The sequence below is a fragment of the Bacillus sp. Brlt_9 genome (genome assembly GCF_051948935.1).
GTDB lineage: Bacteria > Bacillota > Bacilli > Bacillales > Bacillaceae_G > Bacillus_A.
Genome location: NZ_JAYJLO010000010.1, coordinates 1 through 22,973, shown reverse-complemented (window position 1 = coordinate 22,973; position 22,973 = coordinate 1). Strand labels below are relative to the sequence as shown.

At 31.0% G+C, this 22,973-nt stretch carries 22 protein-coding genes and 3 pseudogenes; 19 read left to right on the top strand and 6 right to left on the bottom strand.

What is annotated here, in order from left to right; translation table 11 throughout:
• The first annotated feature begins 320 nt into the window (after nucleotides 1–320).
• The 7 genes and pseudogenes from VF726_RS26370 to VF726_RS26340 all read left to right on the top strand — a co-directional run bounded on the left by VF726_RS26370 (nucleotide 321) and on the right by VF726_RS26340 (nucleotide 5,749).
• Nucleotides 321–662: a PadR family transcriptional regulator gene (locus VF726_RS26370; protein ID WP_000376290.1), complete on the top strand. Its 342-nt coding sequence runs from the start codon at nucleotides 321–323 to the stop codon at nucleotides 660–662.
• Nucleotides 659–1,171 (top strand): hypothetical protein, encoded by a 513-nt coding sequence (locus tag VF726_RS26365; protein WP_440173132.1) that lies wholly within the window; start codon nucleotides 659–661, stop codon nucleotides 1,169–1,171. The genes VF726_RS26370 and VF726_RS26365 overlap by 4 nt, the downstream gene beginning before the upstream one ends.
• Nucleotides 1,171–2,622 carry a serine hydrolase gene (locus tag VF726_RS26360; protein ID WP_440173130.1) on the top strand — a complete coding sequence of 484 codons (1,452 nt, stop codon included), beginning with the start codon at nucleotides 1,171–1,173 and terminating at the stop codon, nucleotides 2,620–2,622. Before VF726_RS26365 ends, VF726_RS26360 begins: the two co-directional genes overlap by 1 nt.
• Before the next feature lie 115 nt (nucleotides 2,623–2,737).
• A complete protein-coding gene (locus VF726_RS26355; RefSeq protein ID WP_440173128.1) occupies nucleotides 2,738–3,547 on the top strand; it encodes a MerR family transcriptional regulator in 810 nt (269 codons plus the stop codon).
• Nucleotides 3,548–3,778: 231 nt separating this feature from the next.
• Nucleotides 3,779–4,016 (top strand): annotated as a pseudogene (locus tag VF726_RS26350) (helix-turn-helix domain-containing protein); the annotation flags it as partial.
• Nucleotides 4,017–4,079: 63 nt separating this feature from the next.
• Nucleotides 4,080–5,042, top strand: a complete 963-nt coding sequence (locus tag VF726_RS26345; RefSeq protein ID WP_440173126.1) for a helix-turn-helix transcriptional regulator — start codon at nucleotides 4,080–4,082, stop codon at nucleotides 5,040–5,042.
• A 74-nt stretch (nucleotides 5,043–5,116) separates the two neighbouring features.
• The gene (locus VF726_RS26340) at nucleotides 5,117–5,749 is read left to right on the top strand and encodes a type 1 glutamine amidotransferase family protein (RefSeq protein ID WP_440173124.1); all 633 of its coding nucleotides are present in this window, start codon (nucleotides 5,117–5,119) and stop codon (nucleotides 5,747–5,749) included.
• Between the two features lie 115 nt (nucleotides 5,750–5,864).
• On the opposite strand, the gene VF726_RS26335 is transcribed toward VF726_RS26340, so the two are convergent.
• Nucleotides 5,865–6,521 carry a hypothetical protein gene (locus VF726_RS26335; protein ID WP_440173122.1) on the bottom strand — a complete coding sequence of 219 codons (657 nt, stop codon included), beginning with the start codon at nucleotides 6,519–6,521 and terminating at the stop codon, nucleotides 5,865–5,867.
• A gap of 512 nt (nucleotides 6,522–7,033) precedes the next feature.
• Here VF726_RS26335 and VF726_RS26330 point away from each other — a divergent pair.
• Entirely contained in the window at nucleotides 7,034–7,609 is a 576-nt protein-coding gene (locus tag VF726_RS26330; RefSeq protein WP_440173120.1) for an NUDIX hydrolase, read from the top strand.
• A gap of 42 nt (nucleotides 7,610–7,651) precedes the next feature.
• Here VF726_RS26330 and VF726_RS26325 read toward each other — a convergent pair whose 3' ends face one another.
• Nucleotides 7,652–8,368 carry an SDR family oxidoreductase gene (locus tag VF726_RS26325; protein ID WP_440173118.1) on the bottom strand — a complete coding sequence of 239 codons (717 nt, stop codon included), beginning with the start codon at nucleotides 8,366–8,368 and terminating at the stop codon, nucleotides 7,652–7,654.
• A gap of 195 nt (nucleotides 8,369–8,563) precedes the next feature.
• Between VF726_RS26325 and VF726_RS26320 the strand changes: the two genes are divergently transcribed.
• The 3 genes from VF726_RS26320 to VF726_RS26310 all read left to right on the top strand — a co-directional run bounded on the left by VF726_RS26320 (nucleotide 8,564) and on the right by VF726_RS26310 (nucleotide 10,967).
• Entirely contained in the window at nucleotides 8,564–8,896 is a 333-nt protein-coding gene (locus VF726_RS26320; protein WP_440173116.1) for a winged helix-turn-helix transcriptional regulator, read from the top strand.
• 264 nt (nucleotides 8,897–9,160) lie between these two features.
• Nucleotides 9,161–9,913 (top strand): class I SAM-dependent methyltransferase, encoded by a 753-nt coding sequence (locus VF726_RS26315; RefSeq protein ID WP_440173114.1) that lies wholly within the window; start codon nucleotides 9,161–9,163, stop codon nucleotides 9,911–9,913.
• Nucleotides 9,914–10,172: 259 nt separating this feature from the next.
• Nucleotides 10,173–10,967, top strand: a complete 795-nt coding sequence (locus VF726_RS26310) for a VOC family protein (RefSeq protein ID WP_440173112.1) — start codon at nucleotides 10,173–10,175, stop codon at nucleotides 10,965–10,967.
• Nucleotides 10,968–11,007: 40 nt separating this feature from the next.
• Here the strand turns inward: VF726_RS26310 and VF726_RS26305 are convergent, their stop codons facing one another.
• Nucleotides 11,008–11,955: a phosphotransferase enzyme family protein gene (locus tag VF726_RS26305; protein ID WP_440173110.1), complete on the bottom strand. Its 948-nt coding sequence runs from the start codon at nucleotides 11,953–11,955 to the stop codon at nucleotides 11,008–11,010.
• A gap of 190 nt (nucleotides 11,956–12,145) precedes the next feature.
• Between VF726_RS26305 and VF726_RS26300 the strand changes: the two are divergent.
• Nucleotides 12,146–13,234 (top strand): annotated as a pseudogene (locus tag VF726_RS26300) (helix-turn-helix domain-containing protein).
• 14 nt (nucleotides 13,235–13,248) lie between these two features.
• Here the strand turns inward: VF726_RS26300 and VF726_RS26295 are convergent.
• Entirely contained in the window at nucleotides 13,249–14,940 is a 1,692-nt protein-coding gene (locus tag VF726_RS26295) for a M3 family oligoendopeptidase (protein ID WP_440173109.1), read from the bottom strand.
• A gap of 17 nt (nucleotides 14,941–14,957) precedes the next feature.
• Nucleotides 14,958–15,895 (bottom strand): annotated as a pseudogene (locus tag VF726_RS26290) (DMT family transporter).
• A gap of 127 nt (nucleotides 15,896–16,022) precedes the next feature.
• Between VF726_RS26290 and VF726_RS26285 the strand changes: the two are divergent.
• The 3 genes from VF726_RS26285 to VF726_RS26275 all read left to right on the top strand — a co-directional run bounded on the left by VF726_RS26285 (nucleotide 16,023) and on the right by VF726_RS26275 (nucleotide 18,141).
• Nucleotides 16,023–17,393, top strand: a complete 1,371-nt coding sequence (locus VF726_RS26285; protein ID WP_440173107.1) for a PLP-dependent aminotransferase family protein — start codon at nucleotides 16,023–16,025, stop codon at nucleotides 17,391–17,393.
• A gap of 20 nt (nucleotides 17,394–17,413) precedes the next feature.
• A complete protein-coding gene (locus VF726_RS26280) occupies nucleotides 17,414–17,761 on the top strand; it encodes a carboxypeptidase regulatory-like domain-containing protein (RefSeq protein WP_440173105.1) in 348 nt (115 codons plus the stop codon).
• A 176-nt stretch (nucleotides 17,762–17,937) separates the two neighbouring features.
• Nucleotides 17,938–18,141 carry a hypothetical protein gene (locus tag VF726_RS26275; protein WP_000290888.1) on the top strand — a complete coding sequence of 68 codons (204 nt, stop codon included), beginning with the start codon at nucleotides 17,938–17,940 and terminating at the stop codon, nucleotides 18,139–18,141.
• Between the two features lie 27 nt (nucleotides 18,142–18,168).
• Here the strand turns inward: VF726_RS26275 and VF726_RS26270 are convergent, their stop codons facing one another.
• The gene (locus VF726_RS26270) at nucleotides 18,169–18,411 is read right to left on the bottom strand and encodes a hypothetical protein (RefSeq protein ID WP_440173104.1); all 243 of its coding nucleotides are present in this window, start codon (nucleotides 18,409–18,411) and stop codon (nucleotides 18,169–18,171) included.
• Between the two features lie 111 nt (nucleotides 18,412–18,522).
• Here VF726_RS26270 and VF726_RS26265 point away from each other — a divergent pair, with 111 nt between their 5' ends.
• The 4 genes from VF726_RS26265 to VF726_RS26250 all read left to right on the top strand — a co-directional run bounded on the left by VF726_RS26265 (nucleotide 18,523) and on the right by VF726_RS26250 (nucleotide 22,448).
• Complete coding sequence (locus tag VF726_RS26265) at nucleotides 18,523–19,449, top strand: alcohol dehydrogenase catalytic domain-containing protein (RefSeq protein ID WP_440173103.1); 927 nt, start codon at nucleotides 18,523–18,525, stop codon at nucleotides 19,447–19,449.
• A 218-nt stretch (nucleotides 19,450–19,667) separates the two neighbouring features.
• Nucleotides 19,668–19,835, top strand: coding sequence for a hypothetical protein (locus VF726_RS26260; RefSeq protein ID WP_440173101.1), 168 nt, complete (start codon nucleotides 19,668–19,670; stop codon nucleotides 19,833–19,835).
• 221 nt (nucleotides 19,836–20,056) lie between these two features.
• Entirely contained in the window at nucleotides 20,057–20,686 is a 630-nt protein-coding gene (locus VF726_RS26255; RefSeq protein ID WP_440173100.1) for a methyltransferase domain-containing protein, read from the top strand.
• A 280-nt stretch (nucleotides 20,687–20,966) separates the two neighbouring features.
• Complete coding sequence (locus VF726_RS26250) at nucleotides 20,967–22,448, top strand: UDP-N-acetylmuramoyl-L-alanyl-D-glutamate--2,6-diaminopimelate ligase (RefSeq protein WP_440173098.1); 1,482 nt, start codon at nucleotides 20,967–20,969, stop codon at nucleotides 22,446–22,448.
• Nucleotides 22,449–22,973: the final 525 nt, after the last annotated feature.

Below are 22,973 nucleotides of genomic sequence, written 5' to 3'. Positions count from 1 at the left end.
AATAACGCAGTATGAGTATTACAAGGTAATGAAAGAAGATCCAATTTCTTAATGTGAAAATTAAGGGATTGGATTTTTTAGTATTTTTATGTCCCGTATACTATATTTCCAACTAAGATATGGAAGAGAGATAGAAAAATTAAAGGGACAAACAGTTGATATATTATGTAATTATTATATTATAAAAGTGGTTTTTAGGGGTGAAAACAGTTTGCAAGTAATATCTTTTGCTTATAATATCTTTGTTCTATTGTCTGATTTTTTGTATTTAACAGAAATATATACTTGAATGAAGTATATATTTCTGTTAAATTTATCCTATGGACAGAACAAGTTTAATTAAAGGTCATTTAGAAATGTGTGTATTATCTATTTTGTCGAAAAAGAAAAGTTATGGCTATGAGATTATGAAAGAACTTGAAGTAAACAATTTAAAATTGAAAGGAGTAGGAAGTATTTACCCCATATTAACTAAGTTGAAAAATCAAGAGTGGGTTAATACTTATCAAGTAGTAACAGACAGTGGTAAAGTTAGGATTTATTATGAAATTAATGAAAACGGAAAAATACGTCTTGAGAAGAAAATTAATGAGTGGTTAGAATTGCAATCGGATATTCAAACATTATTAAAAAGCGGTTTGAAAGGAGACCTTCTGAAATGAGGAATAGATTACTAGGTAAAGAAAAACAATTTTTAACAGACGTACTTAAGGAATTAAAGCAATACGATATTAGTTTAGAAGAAAGGGAAAATATTAAGCGACAAATATTAGAACATTTTCAAGAATGTCATGAACATGGTGAAGATAGTATAGATGATTTAGGTACACCTCAATTATTTGTTCAAGATTATTTAGAAATAAATGAGATTGATTTACAAGTTAAAATGAAAAAACTTAAAAATGAAAAGGGGAAATTAAACACATCTATCTTACGCGGCATATTCATCGCAATTATTACTTACCTCATCTCGCAAACTACATTCACAATATTTTTAACTAGATCATTTAATCCAACTAATAGTAAAAATACATTTCAGTATAATCTTTTATATCGTATTTCAGAAAATCAATGGTGGAATTCATTATTAATAATGATTAGTTTTATGCTCTCTGTAGTAGTATTTATTAGTTTAGTAAGTTATAAAAAAAGAAATCTGTCTAAAGCATAATGAAGAATACGATCTATAAAATGTCTCTAATTTATATTCTTTGTAATGTATTAATGTTATGTATTACAGATTCAAAAGTTTATGCTCAGCAAAATATTAAAGTTACATTAGATAAGTATATTGAAAAATTTATAAAAGAGCAGAACATTCCGGGAGCTTCTGTTGCAATTGTACATAATAAAGATGTATTCTTCACAAAAACGATAGGGATTACTGGAGAATCTGAAAAAAAGGTAACTAGTAAAACTCCATTTGCAATCGGCTCAATAAGTAAATCTTTAACAGCTTTAGCTATCGTGAAATTAATAGAAGATAAAAAAATAAAATTAGAGGATCCCGTTCAACAACACCTTCCTTGGTTTAAACTAAAAGACAATCAATTAACCTCCACTATAACAATCCGACACCTACTAACTCATACAAGCGGAATAAACACATACGAAGGTTTGGCATTATCAGATATACAATCCAAAAGTTCTTCAGCTATAAAAGAAAATGTAAAGAAACTTTTAAATGTAAAATTAAATGCCCTACCAGGAGAAAAATATCAATATAGTAATGCGAATTATATTGTTTTAGGTGCACTTATTGAAGAGGTCACAAATGAAACGTATTCATCATATATGGAAAAGCATGTTTTTCAGCCGTTAAATATGAATGGTGCGGCAGCAAGTAAAGAAACTGCATATGAAAAAGGTTATTTAACAGGTTATCAGTTTTGGTTTGGCATTCCAAGAAAAAGTGTAGTGTCCTATGATAATGCCGGGGCACCTTATGGCTATATTACTGCAAATTTAGAAGATATGATTCAATATATTATGTTTTTGAATCGTCCAGAGGATGCTCAATTTTTAAAGCAAGAAAACATGAATCTTTATTTATCACCACTTTATAAAATAAATTCAGAAAAAAGTTATGGTTTTGGATTAAGAACAACAAATATAAATGAAAGCGAAACGATGATTTGGCATTCAGGATCAACGCCCGATGCTCGTGCTGAATTATTTACTTTAAACAAAAGTGGCTGGGGTGGTGTAATTTTAACGAATAAAAATCATGTATTAGAAGAAACCGCACTATCAGTACTGAAAAATGGGATTATTAGTATTTTGAATGGAGAAGAACCGGTTAATATCCCTAAAAACACACCATTAATACAAATTGTTTTGTTGATAGTTACACTTATTCTTTTCATAATATCAATTATGTTAATTAAAAAGTATAAACATATGAAAACTGTAAAAAAGCTAATTTGGTTATTCATAGGGAGTCTATCCCTACTAATATCTATTGTTTTCATCTCACTACTTACTTATAGTACAAGTTCACCATGGCGTACGATTAAAATATTTGCGCCAGACGTAGCTTTAGTTACAAGTATTATTGTAACTTTATTAGCTGTGAACGGACTAATATCAATTCTTATAGCCTTAAGAAGGAAGAAAGTATAAGGAGAAATAATTAAAGAAATATAATTCAAGTGTTATAAACAGTTGACTCTCACACAATGTCATTGTTTAAGATGAAGTTGAGCTTCGAAGTAGATGTAACTTATAGGAGGAAATCATGTTTAAAATAGGAGACTTTTCAAAACTATCTTCAATTAGTATTCGGATGTTGAGACACTACGATAAAGTGGAATTATTACAACCAATAAAAGTTGATGAGCAGAGTGGGTACCGATACTATTCAGCAGCCCAATTAAAGAAAGTAAATCAAATTCAAACGTTAAAAGAAATGGGGTTTAATATCGCTACCATTAAAGAAATAATAGAATGCGATAATATAGATGGTATTAAGAAGCAATTTTTAAATCGTAGTGCTCAAATTAAAGAAGACATGACTAACCTCCAAAAACAATTACGTCTCCTCGAAGGTTCAATGAAAACGATGAGAGAGGATGTTGTTGAGATGAATTACCACGTTTCAATAAAAGCAATTCCAGAAAGAAATGTAGCTAGTGTTAGAAAGATTATTCCATCGTATAATTGTGAAGGCGAGTTATGGAGTATATTGATGCGAGAAATTCATATTAAAAATATTAGTATGGCCCATCCGAGTTATAGTATCGCTGTCTTCCATGATCAAGAATACAAAGAAAATAATGTAGATGTAGAAATACAACTAAGTATTTTAGGGAAGTACGAAAATACAAAAGACGTTACATTTAAAAATATTGAATCAACTCATGTAGCTTCCATAACGGTTAATGGAAGTTATGAACAGATGACAGCTGTAAATGAGGCTGCAGCAAAATGGATTGAGACAGAAGGTTACAAATTAGCAGGTCCGATGTTTAATATTTATCATGTGAGTCCAGCGATGGAATCGGATCCTAATAAATGGGTTACAGAAGTTTGTTATCCAGTTAAATGATGACAAAGAAAAAAGGCATTAATTATATGCCTTTTTTTCTTTGTGGGGTACCGTCAGGGAAAAGTGGGTTGACAACGCTAAGCCTATAGTCATGACGTTACTCTCGTTTTTAACAATGTTAAGAAAGTTTCAGTGGTCTTAAAGAATCTAATGAGATCACTTTCTCCGAATTAAAATGTTATTCTCCTAGCAAATTAATATTCCCAGCCTAAAGGTGAAATATGGTGCAATATAACGGTTATGGCGGGTGTAAACCAATTAGAACGTGATCTTATCTATATGCGACAGCGTGAAGGAATTGAATTGGCTAAGAAAGAAGGAAAGTGTAAGGGTCGGTTAAAGAAGGTACCATAAAAATTCTGCAGTAAAGCTTTATAAAGAGGGAGATATGACTGTAAATCAAATTTGTGAAATTACAAATGTGTCTAGGGTCTCATTATATAGAAAGCTATCGGAAAGGAACAGTTGATGAGTTATACTAAAAATAGGGAATATATAATAGAAAATAAATTTCATATAGAGGTGGAATTATATGCCTAAAATTGACAATATGTTAGCAATTCTATGGATGCTTCGTTCAGGTGAAAAAATTACTGCAAAACAAATTTCAGAAAAGTTAGAGATGAATATAAGGACTGTATATCGTTATATTGATACAATTTCAACAAGTGGCGTACCTATCGTTTCAGAACCAGGAAATAACGGTGGATACACTTTATTGAACAATTTTATTGAGGCTCCTCTTTTTTTTGATTTTGAGGAGCAAACTGCACTATTTCACGCTGCTGTTTTTGCAGAAGAAGCCGGATATTATGGAGGTGAAGCACTAAATAGGGCCATTTCAAAACTAAGTAAATACTCAAATCAAGAGCAGGAAACAAAGATAAACCAACATTTAGCTAGTCTTGAAGTAATAAGTGGATTAAGTTCACTCTCTATGGAACTTTTTTTGAAGGAGTTGGAGCAGGCCGTAGCTGACGGCTACTCAGTAAAAATTCTTTACTATAAAAGTGGCGAAAAGCAATTAAATTATAGATTGGTCGATCCGTATAAAATTATCTATTGGAATAATAAGTGGTATGTGATTGGATTTTGTCATCTTAGGAATGATATCCGTAGTTTTAGAGTAGATCGAATTGAAAGTCTAATGCTTACAGAAAGTAAGTTTAACCGACCAGAAAATTTTTCAGCACGTGACTTTTTTATAAATGGTCTTCTTCCAACTATAGAAGATAAGGAAGGGACTATTTATTTGGTTATTAATGGGGATAAAAGTGTATTGGCTGATATTTGCCAACATTGGTTTTTAGGACATTATTTACAAGAACGGACTTCAAATCAAGCAGTTTTTCTTCTTGAAAAAGATATATTACATACATATGTACCTTATTTACTTTTACCGTACAATAAATCTATTAAAGTTATTGAGCCAATAAGTCTTAAGAAAAGGCTTATTGAAGTTCTTTCGGAATTAATAAAATTTCATCAAGTATGATAACTTCCCTGACGTTAACTGTCAGGGAAGTTATATTATAATAGCTATATAAATTGTGATTGGAGTGTTATTGGATGCAAACAAAAAAAGCATTTCTATATGTATTTAATACAATGTCGGACTGGGAATATGGATATTTAATTGCTGAATTAAACTCAGGAAGATATTTCAAAAAAGATTTAGCACCTTTAAAAGTAATTACAGTAGGAGCCAATAAAGAAATGATTACTACTATGGGAGGACTGAGCATAAAACCAGATATTTCCCTTGATGAATGTACTCTTGAGAGTAAAGATCTTTTAATTTTACCAGGAGGGACTACTTGGAGTGAAGAAATTCATCAACCCATCTTGGAAAGAATTGGCCACGCTTTAAATCTTGGTACTATTGTTGCTGCAATTTGTGGTGCAACTGAGGGCCTCGCGAATATGGGATACTTAGATACTCGAAAGCATACAAGTAATAACTTAGAATATACTAAAATGGTATGTCCTAACTATAAAGGAGAAAAGTTCTATGAGTTGGGATCTGCGGTATCTGATGCGAATTTAGTTACTGCATCAGGAATAGCTCCTCTGGAATTTGCAATGGAGGTACTGAGAAAAATAGATGTATTTACACCAGATACATTACATGCATGGTATAACCTAAATAAGACTCATAAACCTGAATACTTCTTCCAGTTAATGAATTCAATAAATAAATGAAGTAACTGAAAAGCTCATTTTCTCTATTTCGATTTGTAGAGATAATGAGCTTTTTAATTTGGACTTTCCTTATCGTTGTAAATCCGCATTTTCCTGACGCTAGCCATTTATCAATTTATCCGTAAATATCAAGAGAAATTACTTCTTGATTCGATTCGTCAACTACTAGTACAATTTTATTTGCAAATGTACAAAATGAGCGGAGTGTAATGGACTCCTTTAATGAATCTTCTAAAATCCAACCTGTTGGTACTAAAGAAATGCAATCCTCTTTTTCAAAGAATGAATGTTTGAGGAAATATGCTATTTCTTGAGTTTCTTTTAAGAACATCGGATCAATGCAATCGAATAGTACAGAATAATATTTTAATGTTCTTCTACCGACAATTCTATTAAAAGAACAACTTCGGTATAAATCAGGCACTACAGGATATATACCGTTTGTTAGAAGTTCTTTTAAAGTTTGTTTTGATTCTTCCTTTAAACCTATCATGAAAATTTCATGCAATTCATTATTAATAAAAACTTGTTTCACATCTTTATAATGAGGGGTTAATTCATTTTTAACTATATTTAAAGTAACGTCATTTGTAATGGGAAAGGACGTATAAACGTCTTCTTTAAGTATGACATCCATGCCACTGAAAAGTTGGCAAATTGGACTTATATTAGGTGTTGATGAGACTGTTGGAATTTTTTTAATATGAAAATTTTCATCTATATTTGATTCCGAGTATTTTGGTTCATCTATTTCAATTAACCAATCAAACATTCATATAACTTCCTTTCATCATAGTTTTCTTATCGGGTACATAATGTTATAAATTTAGTAAAAGTAGCTACAGCAAATGATTGCAAGCTGAAAAAAATGATCTACTAATGTTCCCGGTGGCATAGCTAATGGAATAAGTATGTGGAAATCCTAAAATGCGTCATTGCATACTGGATGGATCAAGTCGCTTTATATAGAGGAATTTGAAAATCATCCGTCCAATACTTGTTATGTATAGAATTCTGTAATTTTTAGATGAATCCTACTTTTTAGAGGTATTTTAAAATCTAAAGGAGGAAATGAAAATGAAGGCAGTATTATGAAAAAGATTTTAGTATGAACAGGATGGGGAGAAAGCTCATTAACAAAGTATAGAAATTCGTGGAAAGAAACAGTACCTGAGTATATAGCGCAAAACCTACTTGATGCAGTGTGTTGGATTGAAGATAATTTAAATACATAATAAAATTATAGTAAACTATTTTGTTCAAAGGTCGTTAGGAGGGAAAATATTGATACAAATAGATAGGAATGTGCGAACAGCTGGTGCGTATGTAGTGTATAAAAATTTATTTGTTTTTCAAGTTGGTCCAACGAGTAAAGGGGATACATTAGGTGTAATAAGGCTGGGGGGACATAAAGAAGCCGATGAAATAGCAGTAGAAACTGCTAAAAGAGAAGTGAGAGAAGAAGCTACTATCGATATTACTATTTTGAGTTCACCAAGTACATATTATAAAGAGAATTGGAATGCGCAATCAAAGAAAATAAAGGCAGAAAATGAAATCAATCCAATATTAATTATTGATAGTGCAGATGAAACTTTATCTATTATGTATATGGCACATTCAGAAAATGAGCCAAATCCATCTTCTGAAACGAATGGGCTACTATTACTCTCTTTAAGTGATATTAGGCTAATTTGTAGTAAGGAAATAACACTAAAAGATTATATTAAGCAAGGTGGAATAGCTATATTGAAAGAAAAAATGGATATAGACTTAATCTTACAACCTTATCCGCAATTTATGTTTTTAGCAGAACTTTTAAAAGAGGATCCTGTATTACTTCAGCAGTTTCTAAATTAGCAACAAAAGCCACCTTTATAAGTGGCTTTTGTTTTACATAATTTAATGGTAAGTGTATCCTCCATCAGGAAACAGTACATTACCTGTAGAAAAACTATTTTGCATTAAATATAGTACAGTATGTGCAATTTCATCATTATGCCCAGGTCTTTTTACAAGAGAAAGAGATTTATAAGTTTCATAAGCAGCTAGTCTATTTTCATTTTGTTCATTCTCTCTTTGTATCGTTCCGGGGGAAACAACATTAACTCTAATTGGAGCTAGTTCAACAGCTAAAGCTTTCCCTAAACTTTCAATAGCGCCATTACATGCTCCGTAAGCAGGCGCTCCTTTAAGTGGCCTTTGACTAAATGCACCGGACATTAATACGATAGATCCAGAGTCTAAAAGAAAAGGAATTGCATATTTCACGGCATAATATTGAGGCCAAAACTTTCCAATGAAGCTGCTTTCAGCAATATCATCAGTAGTGGTTATTGGTCCAAGTGTGTAAGAGGCTCCTGGTGTAAATAAATGATCAAAATTCCCAACCTGTTTGAAAAAATCTTGTAATTGGTTTTTATCCTGATTATCCAATACATAAGTTTGAAGATGGTTGTTATTTATCACTTCTTGAGCAACCATTAACTTTTCTTTCGAACGTCCTGCAATAATTACATGTGCTCCTTGTTCAATTGCTTGTTCTGCTGTTGCGAATCCAATGCCAGAACTCCCACCAATGATAACGATACGGCTACCTTTTAATGTAGTTATAGACATATTTAAGCCACTCCCTTAATAAAAACTTTAAAATAAAACTGTTATGCCTTTATTATTCGCTAAAAGATAGCAAGTGAAAAGTACGCACTTTATATGTACATAGTCGCAAATTTCGTACTAATTGCTATTCATGCGGATAAGTAATATGAAAAATTGCTAAATATGGTTTATGATATCTGAGGAGAGGTGAGAAAAATGGATTTACAAGAACCAAAGTTAAAAGGGGTAATAGCAACATTACAAATAATCGGTGGAAAATGGAAGCCACTCATTTTATTTATTTTGCTAACAGATGGAACGAAACGATTTGGTGAATTAAAGCGATTAATACATGATATATCTCAGGGCACATTAGCGAAGCAACTTAGAGAATTAGAGTTAGATCGACTAATAGAACGCGAAATTTATCAAGAAATACCACCTAAAGTGGAGTATAGCTTAACTGAGCATGGAAAAACAGTAAGTGTTGTTTTGGATAGTATGTGTGGTTGGGGAAGGAAACATTTAGAATATATCAATAGAGATTAACTATAAATTTATTATGTAAATTAAAAAAACAGAAAGTTGCTATTTCAATAATTTGTATTTTATAATATGTATAATTAGATGGTATAATCTTTTGATTGAGATGGGATAGATGAAATTATGTATTGCTCAAAGAAAGTAGTTGTTTGAAACTGAAAGATGTGTACCGGATTTAAAAAGAGATTTACGAAAATATAAACTATGAGTCTAATTCGGGGGCTTCAGGATTAAACATTTCATACATAGTAACAAAGGGGAAATAATAAAATGAACGAATTAGAGTACAAAAACTTTTATGATAAAGTAGGAAGATTAAATGGATGGGATTTTAGTAAAATAAAATGTGAAACTGTAGGAGATTCATGGGACTTTTATAGAGAGGTAAAAGAAAGATGCAAACCATCACATATTTTACTTGATGTTGGTACAGGCGGAGGAGAAAATATACTTAACATAGCAACTTCGGCTAAATTGTTAATTGGAGTAGATAATTCTACCGGAATGATTGAAACAGCACATTCTAACTTGAAAAAATTAGGTGTACAAAATGTTGAGTTTCTTCAAATGGATTCTGAAGCTTTAGCGTTTCCACATGCACATTTTGATATAGCTTCAAGTTGTCATGCACCATTTGTAGCATCCGAATTAGCAAAAGTAATGAAAAAAGGTGCTCTGTTTTTAACACAACAAGTTAGCGAACATGATAAATTGAACCTGAAAGAGGCATTTGGAAGAGGACAATGCTTAGGTGAAAGAGATGGAACTTTAAAAGAAAAGTATATGGGTGAACTTATAAATGCAGGATTTGAACTCGTGCAAGTAAGTGAATATAATGTTACTGATTATTACAGTTCGCCTGAAGATCTTATTTTCTTGTTAAAACATACACCTATTATTCCTAGATTTGGAGAAGAGGAAGAGGATTTTACTATTTTACAAAATTTCATTGATGCAAATAGTTCTGAAAAAGGGATTCGTACAAATTCAAAAAGGTTTATAATTATTGCTGTGAAATCTTAATGTATTATATTAAAAAAGCTGCTTTTCATTTAAGGAAAGGCAGCTTTTTTATATGGAAACAATGCAGGAGAAAATTGAAAAAATAGAAATATGGAGGATAATTGTTTTAAAACGTTACTGTACTAACAATGAAAGAAGCTAACATATTCATACTAAAGTTGTAGTTCTTATATGAAAAATCAATCCTTCCGTTTGATTTCATCTGTTTATAAGTGTAATACAATACGAATAGATAATAAGAAACAAGGGGGAATGTAACGTGATTACACATATATCAGATATAAAACTACAAACGGTTTCCATAGAAGGGGTAAAACAAGTTTATAAGGACATATTATCTTTTCCAATAAAAAAAGAAACAGCGTCATTTATTCAATTTGAGGTAACACCTTATACAACAATTAGCTTTCAAGAAGTGTATGAGCCACTTGCACCTGCTCACTTCGCTTTTGAAATTTCATATTCAAAATTTCATGAAACTGCAAAATGGCTTGAAAAGTCTGGGTTACTTATTGTGAAATGGAAAGATGGAAATACAATTGGTGAGGAGAACGATCTATTCAATTTATACTTTAAAGACGGAGATGGGAATCTTCTGGAAATCATCGCGCATAGCTATGTTAAAGAAGATGTATTAGTACCGCATTCACCATTAAACATTTTATATGTAAGAGAAATCGGTCTTCCCGTTAAAAGTGTACCTGTATTTACGGAATGGTTAAAATCAAATCTAAATATGAAAACGATGGAAGATGGGGATATTTTTAACTTTGTTATAGGTGGCACTGCATACATTGTTGCAACTTGGTGGCAGCGACCGTGGATTCCAATTGCGATGAAAGCTTTACCACCGAAAGTACATGTTTCTTTCGCAACTCCTGATCAAGCATTTTTACAACGAATCCAAAATAAATTTAAGAAAAATAGTATTCCATTTGAGTGTAAACATAATGAAGTATCGTTCATTCAACAGGGATATTCATTTACCGTTTTGTATAGACCAGAGTTGCATTCTGATATTCCTAAACAACTAAACTTACCACTTTCTATTTAAGAATAGAAAGTGGTTTCCTTGTAGTTAAACAACAGCATTTTTAAACATTGATATAGGTATATTTAGTTTCGATCTTCATTCTATAAAGGTTCATTATCCGTACTTGTTCCTCAGTTATTTCTTCTTTATCCCAATACATATGCATTAAGCTATATTCAAAAATCTCCTTTAATTTAATAAAGATAGGCAACTTGTCTATCATCTCTTTAGATAGTTCATTTTCCTCTTGATATCCGTCAAATATTGCTTTTGTAATAGAACGCTCATAGTCTGCGATATTCCCATTTCCAGCAAATGAATATTCTATCGCACTATAAATAGGAACTGCTAAATCAAATATGTAAAAATGTTTTTCACAGTCTTGAAAATCAATCATTGTTAAGTTTGAGTTGTTTTCAACTAAAATGTTTTCTAACCATAAATCACCGTGGATTAAGCCGTAATTCGAAGTGGATTTTTCTAGCCTTTTTATAGAAGTTAAAACGTCAGATGAAATTTCTCTTATAGTAGTTTCTTCTTTAGGGATATACTTAAGAAAATTATATTCTTCATTTTCATACCAATCGTTTATATGTTTAACCGGGTTGGCCTTTTCAAAACTTTTAGAAATACGATGTAATTTTCCAATTTGTTTACCAAGGTTTTTAAATATATTAGAATTCCATTCGCACCTTGGTAAATGTATACCAGGCGCAGCTTTATATAATACAGAAAAAATCTCCTTGTCTAATGTTAACCCTTCTACTAAATTCCCATTAAGAGAAGGTATTATTGGAGGAACTGCTAAACCGTTTTCATATAAAAAGTTCGTATATGTAACTTCTTCTAACTGTTCTTCATATGTTTTGTAGTTTGTAATTCTAATGAAGTAAGTACCTTGTTGTGCGTGACATTGATACATTTCATTCGTTATAGGTTTAATGTTAATAAAATTTAATGGATAGCGTTCATTTATTAATTGGAGTATTTCTTTTTCTAGCTCGTTCATTGTAACGTCCTTTCCAAACTTTAATTTTTTTCTATAGAACGAAAAGATTCTTAATTTACAACATTCGTGTTTTATTTTTGATATCCTTTAAAATGAAGCGATGTAATGAATGGCCCATGTTATAAAACACAAGAAATATCAAAAGAAAGAAACGACTCTCTTTTATACTTATAAATAAGGAATGAAGGAAATGAATGAACATATACAACAGATGATTGATTGGATTGAGAACAATTTAAAAGAAGAATTTTCATTAAATGAATTATCGCGTTATATGGGTTATTCTCCGTATTACTGTTCTTTTAGATTTCACCAAGTAACAGACATTAGTATTAGGCGTTATATTCTTTTAAGAAGACTGTATTTATCTACGGGGGATTTGAAGAATGATAGAAAGATAATAGATATTGCATTGGATTACAATTATTCTTCGCAAGAGGCTTAAAGTAGAGCTTTCAAAAATGTTTTTGGAATGAATCCAAGGGAATTCCAACTTAACAAAATGCCTATTCAATCATTTATTAAACTAAAAATAGAAGAGGAGTTAAAAATGAATATTTCTAGAAAATTAGAGGTTGAGCAGTTACGTAGCAATAATAATGAGTTGTTTGATAAAGATGTACTTAACATATTGAATGGTCAAATGATGTATGAAGAATTTAAAACGGAGAAGCTAATGGGTGAGTCTGATTATGCCCCATTTAATGAGGCCATGTGTGTAAATAGCGCTACTGCACAAGTTTTTGATGAAGAGTTTATTAAAATAAGAGCAGAAGGTCATAACAGTTCAGTAGAAAGTTATACAAAAAAGGTCATAGATCCGTTAGAAAATCTTTTTACGAAAAAGTATAAATGCATTGTTTTATGGTTTGGTGAAGATATGTTTTGCCAAATGAATCTACTTACTATACTTTCATACCTGGAACAGTCTTGTTATGAAGGGAAAGTATACTTAAATAGTTTCAGAGAGGATGAATTTAAAGTAAATCAAATTGAACTTGAATTGGGAAATTATTCTTCCAGATATAATGAAGTATTAGTAAACCATAAAAAGACTTCTCATTAGGTACCATCTGTAATGTATCAGGCTATAGACTTATATTTAGAAATGCTAAAAGAAGATAATATCGTAATGAAATTCATCTTTAAAAATCAAGGTTTATCAAATCAAGAATTATTAATAAAGTTGTTTCAACTTTTTCCAACAATCGGATATGGTGATTCTCAATACATAGAACTGATAAATAAAATAAAGAAGGAAGCTGAACCTAAAATATAGGAACAGCTTCCTTCTTACAATTGTTCAAGTAACGCTAATTCGCTCTCTATAAATAACATTAGTTCTTTAATTGTTTCGCTAGAAAAATCAAAACGAATTCCAGCTGCTTCATATACTTCCGTTAAAGATCTAGAGCTACCTAATGATAAAGCCTTTTTATAATTTTCTATTGCTTGTTTAGGATTTTCTTTATATTGTTTATACATTTGCAACGCACCGAGTTGTGCAATAGCATATTCGATGTAATAGAATGGTATTTCGAATATGTGTAGTACAGGTAACCAACCAGTTGCAATCCAATTTTCATACCCTTCAATATTTACGACGTTCGATTGGTAAGTGTTATGTAATTCTAAATACTTTGCATTTCTTTCTTTGGCAGTATGATTAGGATTCTCATACATCCAATGCTGGAATTGATCAACGATAAGCATTGGTGGTAAATACTTAACAATATCTTTAAAGAAATCTAATTTTGCTTTTATAAATTCTTCTGTATTCTCATAAAATGTATCCCAATACTCCATCGAAAATAATTCCATTGTCATGCTAGCGAGTTCTGCTGATTCAGAAGGGATTTCCAAATATTTTTGAAGTTCTAACTGCTTCATACATTCATTATGAATACTATGACCCATTTCATGGAGGAAAGTAGTAACATCATAATGTGTATGATTGAGATTCATGAAAACGAAAGATAATTGAGAAGCAGGTAAATATTCGCAAAATCCTCCTGGTCCTTTTCCTTTACGACTTTCTAAATCTAAGCAATTATTTTTACGCATACGGTCCAGTAATGTAGAAAATTCAGGATCTAGTTTGTGTAAAATATGAGAACTTTTTTCGATTAATTCACTGGCATCTTCGATTGGTTTTAATGCTTTTTGTTTTGGTGAGGTTGCTTTTACATCCCACAGACGAAGGAAATCTACTTGAAGTTCAGATTTTTTCTCATTAAATATTTTATCAATAAGTGGTACTACGTATTTACGAATAGATTCAGCAAGTTCATAGCAATCATCAGGTGTATAATCAAAACGTTCATGTTTTTTAAACATATAATCACGATAATTATCTAATTGAATGTTTTTTGCTTTTTGGTGACGGATTGTGATTAATTCATTTAATATATGTTGTAATGTATCTTCAACAGATAAGAATGTTTCAGAAATGAGTGTTTTTGCTTTTTTTCGAATATCACGATTAGGATCTTGTAAGTAAGACTGTAGTTCAGTAATTGTTTTTTCTTCACCGTCCCATAGTGCAGTTAAACCACCTGTAATTTCGAAGTACTCTGTTACTAGTTTGTCTTCAGTTATCTCTAAATCAATGTTCTTTTCACAAAATAATGTTTGCGCATTCTTAATTTTTTTATCTAGTAAGCTATATGTTTTTGGATCAAGTTCCATTCGAAAAGGAGACTCTAAATATTTATTATCAAATGAATTTTGATAACGTTTCAAAAGTGGTCTCACAAATTGCTGATCATATTCAAAAGTATCTTTTATTTTTTTATTATCTGTATTACATTGAAAGGCGATATAGTGCGATGTTAATTGTTCTTCGATTTCCCAAATGACTGTAGATTGTTTTTTTAACCAGTTTTCAAGTTCTAGTTTTGAAGAAATCACTTCATCTAATAAAGTAGAAAGAGCTTTTTCTAATTCTAATACATTATTAATATCAATCGTATTTATGCGCTGCATTATATATCCCTCGCTTTTTATTTATTCATGGAGATATTCTTTTTTTTCACTAAAATTCCTTTTTGCCCAAAAAATTTGTACCTATTACACCAAAAATAATCATTATTGTGCCAATGATATGAAAATAAGAAATTTTCTCGTGTAAAAAAACAACGCCTGCGATAATTGTAATAAGTGTAGATAAGTTACTAAAAACACTTATTTTAGCGGCTTCAATATATGATAAGGAATAATTTAATAGCAATGCCGTCAGCAAGGAAGATAGTAACCCTAAATATAAAATGGAGATAAGAAATGTTCCATTCGTAAACGGTTTAAAGTATGCTGTTATTGTACCTTTGCTTATATGGCTGGCGAACGCGATTAAATTAAAGCTAATAAAGCCGATTACTGTCATTGTGTAAGTTAAATCCATTAGTTTGAATTTCTTCGTCATTTTTCTAGCTAACACATTATAGAAAGCAGATGATAATGCCGATAGCAAAATAAGAATAACACCTATGAAACTAGTTTCATGAATCCCTATACCATTCATGATAAATATATAAATGACACCGATGACAGAAATGAGTACAGATATTTTTTGCCATGTATTTGTATACTCTTTTAAAAAATAGGAAGCTAACATCATCGTAAATATAGGAATCGCCGCTTGTATAATTCCAGCTTCGGATGAACTTGTATACACTAAGCCAAATGCTTGGAAAGCAAAAAATAGTGCTGGATAAAATATTGCAAGTGGTAATAGGGCAAGTATATTTTTGAATGACATATTTAACTTTACGAAACCGAAAACAATGGGAATGCTTGCAGCTACGAAAGCAACTGTAAAACGATGAGCAAGAGTATCAAGGGGGTTCGTAACTGTTAGTGCTAATTTCACAAACATAAAGGAGAATCCAATAATAAATGAATAGACTAAAGCTGATAAATATGCCTTTGTTGTAAGTTTCATAATTACACCTCATAGTAACTGATTTTTTACTGGCCAGTATACGTACATAGTAATCTTTATAATCTAGTGCTACAATGTGAACAAATACAAACTGTACCGGTACAAATTAAATGTTGAGGTGGTAATGATGTATAAGTATTTACATATTTTTAACGATATAGAAAACATGATTCAACATGGAGTGATAAAAGAAGGAAAGAAATTACCGTCTATACGATCGCTTGTTACGCAATATGAATGCAATAAGGCGACAGTTATACGGGCACTACATGAATTAGAAAAGCGTCATATTATTTATTCCGTCCCTCAAAGTGGATACTACGTTGTTCGAAAGTCAGGGAGTACTATAGAAAACGACGAGATAATTGATTTTGCTTCTTCAGCACCAGATCCAGATGTTTTTCCATACTTAGATTTTCAACATTGTATTAATAAAGCCATTGATACATATAAAAATGACTTGTTTGTATATGGAACGCCAAAAGGTTTACCGTCTTTAATTCCGGTTATTCAAAAGCAATTAGCAAACTATCAAGTCTTCACTAAAGAAGAAAATATTTTTATAACGTCAGGTGTACAACAAGCTCTTGCAATCTTAACTTCTATACCATTTCCAAATGAAAATGAAACGATATTAATTGAACAACCAACATATCATCTATATATTGAGTACCTAGAAATAAACAAAATTCCGGTAATCGGTATTAAACGTACGAATGAAGGTATTGATTTAAATGAATTGGAGCGTATTTTTCAAACAGGTAAAATAAAATTCTTTTATACAATACCAAGATATCATCATCCGCTTGGAACTACTTATTCTAAAGATGAGAAAGAAAAAATCATATTATTGGCTAAGAAATATGATGTATTTATAGTAGAAGATGATTATTTAGCAGATTTAGAAACGGATTCAAAAGCTGATCCGTTATATAGCTTAAATCATGATAATCATGTCATATATTTGAAAAGTTATTCGAAAATTATTTTTCCAGGTTTACGAGTTGGTGTAGCAGTTATTCCACCGGTTATTTCGAGTGCTTTCCATACATATAAAAAGATTTTAGATATCGATAGCCCAATGATATCCCAAGCAGCTTTAGAAATTTATATAAAGAGTGGCATGTTTGAACGTCATAAAAATAAAATTAAATCTTCCTATAATAATAGATCTAAAAAACTAGCAGAAGCATTAGAAAGAATGCATAGTGAAAATCCGCTTTTATTCACATATAAAAAACATAATACAATTGGAATTCACACTTGTTTAGAATTACAGAAAACAAGTATTTCTGAAAAGTTATTCCAAAGATTAAATGAAATGCAAATATGTATTGATACGATTGATAAAAATTATGTGAGAGGTTTTCCGAAAGAAAGACTATTAAAGTTAAACGTATCAAATGTGAAGGAAGATAGGATTGAAGAAGGAATTCATAAAGTAATTGAGGAAATCAAACAAGTGGAACGTCTAAATTTTCAATTTAAAAAAGAATAAAATGAATAAGGAGGATTGTTGTGAGACGCAAATTGATTCTCTTGATTGGGTGTATCGCTATAATAATTGGAGCGGTGGTTGTAACGAAATATAATAAAAAAGAGGATCAATGCATGGCAGTTGGTAAGTATTCAAGAGGTATTATCGTAGATCAAAATAACGAACCTATATCTAATGTGAAAATTTATGAAGATTCAATCGAAAGTAAGGAACACAGTATTTCAAATACACAAGGCGAATTTGAAATACTAAATGGAGTTTGTGGTGAGCTTGCATTACAATTCGTTACTCCAGATGGTGAAATCTATACGAGGAAATATGATAGCAACCATATACCGGAAGTGATAGAACTGAGGTATAAAAAGTAATAGAAATTACATGCAGCCAGTACAAGAAAAATGTGTTAAATTGATATTTTTTAGAGCACCCAATAGCTGAGTGCTCTTTTTATTTTGGGCATAAGTAATTTAAATGGAAATAAACTACCAATAAATGTTAATCTTAAAGTGTAGCATTTATTTTGAATAGGAGGGTGATGGAGGCTATGGCAGTACGTATAGTCGATGATTTACAGCAATTATCGTTGTTACTTATGTTTTTAAGTACATTTATATTTTACAGATACTTAAAGAAAGTGAAACGAGAGAGAAAATTGACTCGTTTTGAATGGACAATGTATTTTGTCACTCAATTTGCGACATTAATTTGGGCAATGACTTATTTTATTAAACACTTAGCTGAATCGTAATTTCTATTCACTCAATCTAGTTTACTGTTATCTTTTTGGAATATAAATATAGTCTGTGTCTAAATCGATGACAACATCGCTCGTGCCGTCTTCTTGTAGTGACTTTGGAATAATTTCATAATGATAGTGTAAACAAAATAAACGTAGAAGATCCTTATTAGATAACTCTTTATTTTTAACAGTTAAATACATTGTTTTTAACTTGTTAAGAGAACAGTTACGGCCAAAAACATACTCATTAATTCCATATCCATCAAATTCAATTATCATATTATCACTGTTGGGTGCTAGCCAACGTTATAGCTTAAATTTTAGATGAATTTATTATACATTGTTTGAAATGTAGTGAGAATATATTTTTATAAAATGTGAGGGTTATAAATGGAACAAAATAAATTAGTTTTAGAAGGACCAAAACGTCTTAAGTGGGAAACGCGCGAAATTAAGTCTATACAGGATGATGAAATTATCGTTAAAACAATTGCAGGTGCAATAAGTATTGGAGCAGAGTTACCACAGTATAAAGAATCGGATGTTACAGATACAAATCCTATTTATCCAAGAAAAACTGGATATGAAAGTTATGGTGAAGTCATTCAAGTTGGTAATAAAGTAACAAATTTAAACGTAGGTGATAAAGTAGTTTCTTTTTATGGACATGAAACAATAGGAATAGTCAAGGGGGATAAAGTAATTCGAGTGCCTAGTTATATAAAACCTAAAGTTGCGTTATTATCTATTCTTTCGTGTGATGCTGCTAAAGGAGTATTAAAACTAAATCCGCGAAAGGATGAAAAGGTACTTATAACTGGAATGGGAGTGATTGGTTTACTCACTTGTTATTTTTTTAAATACTATGTAGGTGTAGAGCAAGTGGATGTAGTTGAACCTAATAAAAATAGAAGAGATTTTGCAAAGAAGTTTGGTGTGAAAAACATATATGATTCAGAAGAACAAATAATAGAAACATATAATTACGGTTTCGAATGTTCTGCTACAAATAGAGGGTTTCACACATTGCAAAAGGCTGTTAAAAGTAATGGGGCGATATGTATTCTTTCTGATGGTAATATAGAAGACTTAACATTAACCGCCGACTTTTATCGAAATGAATTGCAAATCATTGGTTCAAGTGACGGATATGATTATCAAAAACATGCAGATTGGTTTTTTAATCAAATAGAACAGACGCCATGGATAGAAGAGATTTTTCAACATGAAATCCATTATACTGCAATAAAAAAATGTTTTGAGGAATTAAGTGAAGGAATAATTACTCCTTTAAAAGTATTTGTCTCATATGAATAAAATGACAACGTAATTGTCATGTAGTTCACATATATTTTGTCATTAATATGATAATAAAACGAGGGGGAGCATGTACGGGAGGTTCTTAATAGGTACAACGCGTTCTGTAAATAGAGGTTGGTTGTTGCTCTTTCATTATGTACAAATCGTATATTATCTTTCCCAATGTACATATTAAGTAAAGTGTTTAATATCATGTACATAAAAGGCGGGGTAATATGGATGAAAATAAGAAAAATGAAGAATTGAGTAAATTTAAGAAACAATGGTTTAATGAAGATAATCAACCAGTAGCTGGTATAGAGTTAGCTTTACCACCTGATATAGGTAGCATGTTAGACTTGAAATCAGTTGATGATAAAAGTGGAGAAAGTAATAATGAATAAGTATAATTTATACGCATCCATTCGGGTGCTTTTTATTTTTTCTAAATGTAAAATTGATATGTAGAATAGATATTCAACCAATCTTTAAAATAGATATAGGCTTATTAATATGCTATATTCAATGGACCTATAGTGACTGTGGTGAAAACAGCAGCGTTAAAATTAATAGGTCTTTCATGTGATGCTAAGCATGAGATAAGAATAAGGAGATAGAAATATAAATGGAATTTTGGGAATCAAGCTTTATTGAAAAACAAATGATGTGGGGATTTGAACCTACAGAATCTGCAATTTTGACAAAAGATTTTTTTCTAGAAAAGAACGTTAAGGACATGTTAGTTCCAGGTATTGGATACGGTAGAAACGCAAAGGTGTTTATCGATAATGGTATAAATGTAACCGGTATTGAAATTTCAAAAACAGCTATTGATTTAGCAAAACAAAATGGATTAGAAGATGTTCGTATGTATCACGGTTCAGTAAACGAAATGCCTTTTGATAATAAACTATATGATGGGATATTTAGTCATGCACTTCTTCATTTGTTGAATGAGCAGGAAAGAGAGAAATTTATTAAAGATTGTTATAATCAGTTAAAACCAGGTGGGTATATGGTTTTTACAACAGTTTCTAAAAAAGCTCCAATGTATGGAAAAGGAAGCGAGTTGGGTAAAGACTATTATGAGATAATGGAAGGGGTAAAAATGTTCTTTTATGATTCTGAATCTATAAAACAAGATTTTACTAAATATGGATTAGTACAAGTTTCAGAAATTGACGAACCAAATAAGATCATGGAAAATAAGCCTTCAATTAATTTCTTAATGGTAAAATGTAAGAAAAAACTATAAATAAAAGTTATTAAATATTACTAAAGATGTTTATATATTGATTATGCACAATTAAAAAGGACAAGCATATAATATAAATACCTCTTAACTTTAAGTAACCTTAACTTTCGTTAATAGGGCATCTCAAAATCCCTGAAAAGAGCACTTGCGGAAACAAGTGCTCTTTTATTTATGTATATTGAAGATGATTAAAATTCGTTCGACTGAAATGGAATTTTAAACCATTATTTTATATGAAGTGGTAAAATAAGTAGGGTAAATGTGTAAGGGGGCGAGGGATTTGAAACTAAAAGAGCTGGCGGATTTGTTATTGATTAAAGATACCATTGGGGATATGAATATAGAAATTACGGGATTAGAAATGGATTCTAGAAAAATAACTAATGGAAATTTATTTATATGTGTATCAGGTATCGATGGGTTTCTTGAAGATCGACATCAATTTGTTGAAGATGCAATGAAAAATGGCGCTGTGGCGTTAATTGTAGAAAGAGATGTAAATATTGAAATACCTAAAATAATTGTTAAAGATGCTAGGTATGCTATGGCAGTTATTGCGTCACATTTCTATGGTTACCCATCTAATAAAATTAAGCTAATTGGAATAACAGGAACAAATGGTAAAACAACTACTTCCTATTTACTTGAAAAGATTTTGACTGATTATGGATTTCAAACAGGGCTTATGGGGAATAACGGAGTGAAAGTTGGTTCGAAATGGTATCCTACTGATATTAATACGCAAGAACCACCGATACTTCAGCGGAATTTGCAAACGATGAAAAATCATAATACAGATTATTGTATTATGGAAGTTACCTCACAGGGTTTACATATGGAAAGAGTTAAAGGGTGTAACTTTAAAACCGCTGTTTTTACAAATTTAACTCAAGATCATTTGGACTACCATGGAACATTTGAGGAATATAAGCATGTAAAAGGTCTTCTATTTTCAAGATTAGGAAATGATTTTTCTACTACAGATAAAAAATTTGTTGTATTGAATGCAGACGATCCGTCGGTACAATACTTTAAAAAAATTACTTCAGCTGAGGTTATTACATATGGGATACATAATAGAGCTGATGTTCAAGCGAAGAACATAACTTTAAGCCCAAAAGGAATTCGTTTTGTAGTCGCATCCTTTAATGGAGAAATAGAAACCCATCTAAATCTGGTAGGCCGTTTTAATGTATATAATGCATTAGCAGCAATAACAGCTGCATTGGTTGAAGGTATTCCGCTTACAAACATTAGTGACAGTTTATCTAGTGTAAAGAGCATTGAAGGTAGAATGGAAATCATAGACGAAAATCAAGATTTCCTTGTAATCGTGGACTATGCTCATACACCAGATGCGTTAGAAAATGTCCTCTCTACAATTAGCGAGTTTTCAAAAGGTAAAATTATTACTGTTTTCGGTTGCGGTGGAGATAGAGATGCAAAAAAACGATCTATAATGGGTGGAATTGCTGGAAGTTATAGTGATTTTGTTTATATTACTTCTGATAATCCACGTTCGGAAGACCCAAAGGCAATCATTAAAGATATTGAAAAAGGATTTTCACAAAATAATAATTTGAATTATAAAGTAGAAGTAGATCGTGAACTTGCAATAAATCATGCAATAAACATGGCATCTTCTAATGATATTGTTTTGGTTGCTGGGAAGGGGCATGAAACGTATCAAATTTTAAAAGATTCGACTATTCATTTTGACGATAAAGAAAAAGCTCGACAAGCAATTATTAATAAAAAATGAATGGATTCAATTAATAGCTAAATAGTATTTCTAATAAAAATAATGTTTTAGATGAAACTAAAACTAATAACGAAGCAATTTTTTGAAGAATTTATAATTGAAAGGTAAGGGTGTTTCTATGAATATATGAGGGGAAAACCTTACCTTTTATCATTTCCCGACAGAAAACTCCCACCTCAAGGAATGGGTAGGACATGTTCCAATGAGTAGGTGGGAGCTGAATGACGGCTAGGCAACAGCTAAAGGTTCTTCTTGGTGAAGAATCAGTATAAGGTACCGGTATCGTAATCAGTTCGTTCCTATAGAAAGAAAATGTTATAGCTCAGAGGAATTTTTACATCTACGAAATTGTTTCATTTGTATTTTTTTGAAAGGGACAGAGGACTTTCGACAAAAAAGAAGAAATAATACGTGATCAGTATTATTTGGTTATATCATGATATCGTTCCCATGTATATCATGAAAAAGATTGTAAACAAATAAAAAAAGGAAGTGAGGTGAAAAGCGGTGCTTATCCATAAAGCG

Bases quoted from the DNA above. Each gene is read 5' to 3' on its own strand.
- VF726_RS26370 (WP_000376290.1), top strand. From the start codon at position 321: ATGGACAGAACAAGTTTAATTAAAGGTCATTTAGAAATGTGTGTATTA.
- VF726_RS26365 (WP_440173132.1), top strand. From the start codon at position 659: ATGAGGAATAGATTACTAGGTAAAGAAAAACAATTTTTAACAGACGTA.
- VF726_RS26360 (WP_440173130.1), top strand. From the start codon at position 1,171: ATGAAGAATACGATCTATAAAATGTCTCTAATTTATATTCTTTGTAAT.
- VF726_RS26355 (WP_440173128.1), top strand. From the start codon at position 2,738: ATGTTTAAAATAGGAGACTTTTCAAAACTATCTTCAATTAGTATTCGG.
- VF726_RS26345 (WP_440173126.1), top strand. From the start codon at position 4,080: ATGCCTAAAATTGACAATATGTTAGCAATTCTATGGATGCTTCGTTCA.
- VF726_RS26340 (WP_440173124.1), top strand. From the start codon at position 5,117: ATGCAAACAAAAAAAGCATTTCTATATGTATTTAATACAATGTCGGAC.
- VF726_RS26335 (WP_440173122.1), bottom strand. From the start codon at position 6,521: ATGTTTGATTGGTTAATTGAAATAGATGAACCAAAATACTCGGAATCA.
- VF726_RS26325 (WP_440173118.1), bottom strand. From the start codon at position 8,368: ATGTCTATAACTACATTAAAAGGTAGCCGTATCGTTATCATTGGTGGG.
- VF726_RS26320 (WP_440173116.1), top strand. From the start codon at position 8,564: ATGGATTTACAAGAACCAAAGTTAAAAGGGGTAATAGCAACATTACAA.
- VF726_RS26315 (WP_440173114.1), top strand. From the start codon at position 9,161: ATGAACGAATTAGAGTACAAAAACTTTTATGATAAAGTAGGAAGATTA.
- VF726_RS26305 (WP_440173110.1), bottom strand. From the start codon at position 11,955: ATGAACGAGCTAGAAAAAGAAATACTCCAATTAATAAATGAACGCTAT.
- VF726_RS26295 (WP_440173109.1), bottom strand. From the start codon at position 14,940: ATGCAGCGCATAAATACGATTGATATTAATAATGTATTAGAATTAGAA.
- VF726_RS26285 (WP_440173107.1), top strand. From the start codon at position 16,023: ATGTATAAGTATTTACATATTTTTAACGATATAGAAAACATGATTCAA.
- VF726_RS26275 (WP_000290888.1), top strand. From the start codon at position 17,938: ATGGCAGTACGTATAGTCGATGATTTACAGCAATTATCGTTGTTACTT.
- VF726_RS26270 (WP_440173104.1), bottom strand. From the start codon at position 18,411: ATGATAATTGAATTTGATGGATATGGAATTAATGAGTATGTTTTTGGC.
- VF726_RS26265 (WP_440173103.1), top strand. From the start codon at position 18,523: ATGGAACAAAATAAATTAGTTTTAGAAGGACCAAAACGTCTTAAGTGG.
- VF726_RS26260 (WP_440173101.1), top strand. From the start codon at position 19,668: ATGGATGAAAATAAGAAAAATGAAGAATTGAGTAAATTTAAGAAACAA.
- VF726_RS26255 (WP_440173100.1), top strand. From the start codon at position 20,057: ATGGAATTTTGGGAATCAAGCTTTATTGAAAAACAAATGATGTGGGGA.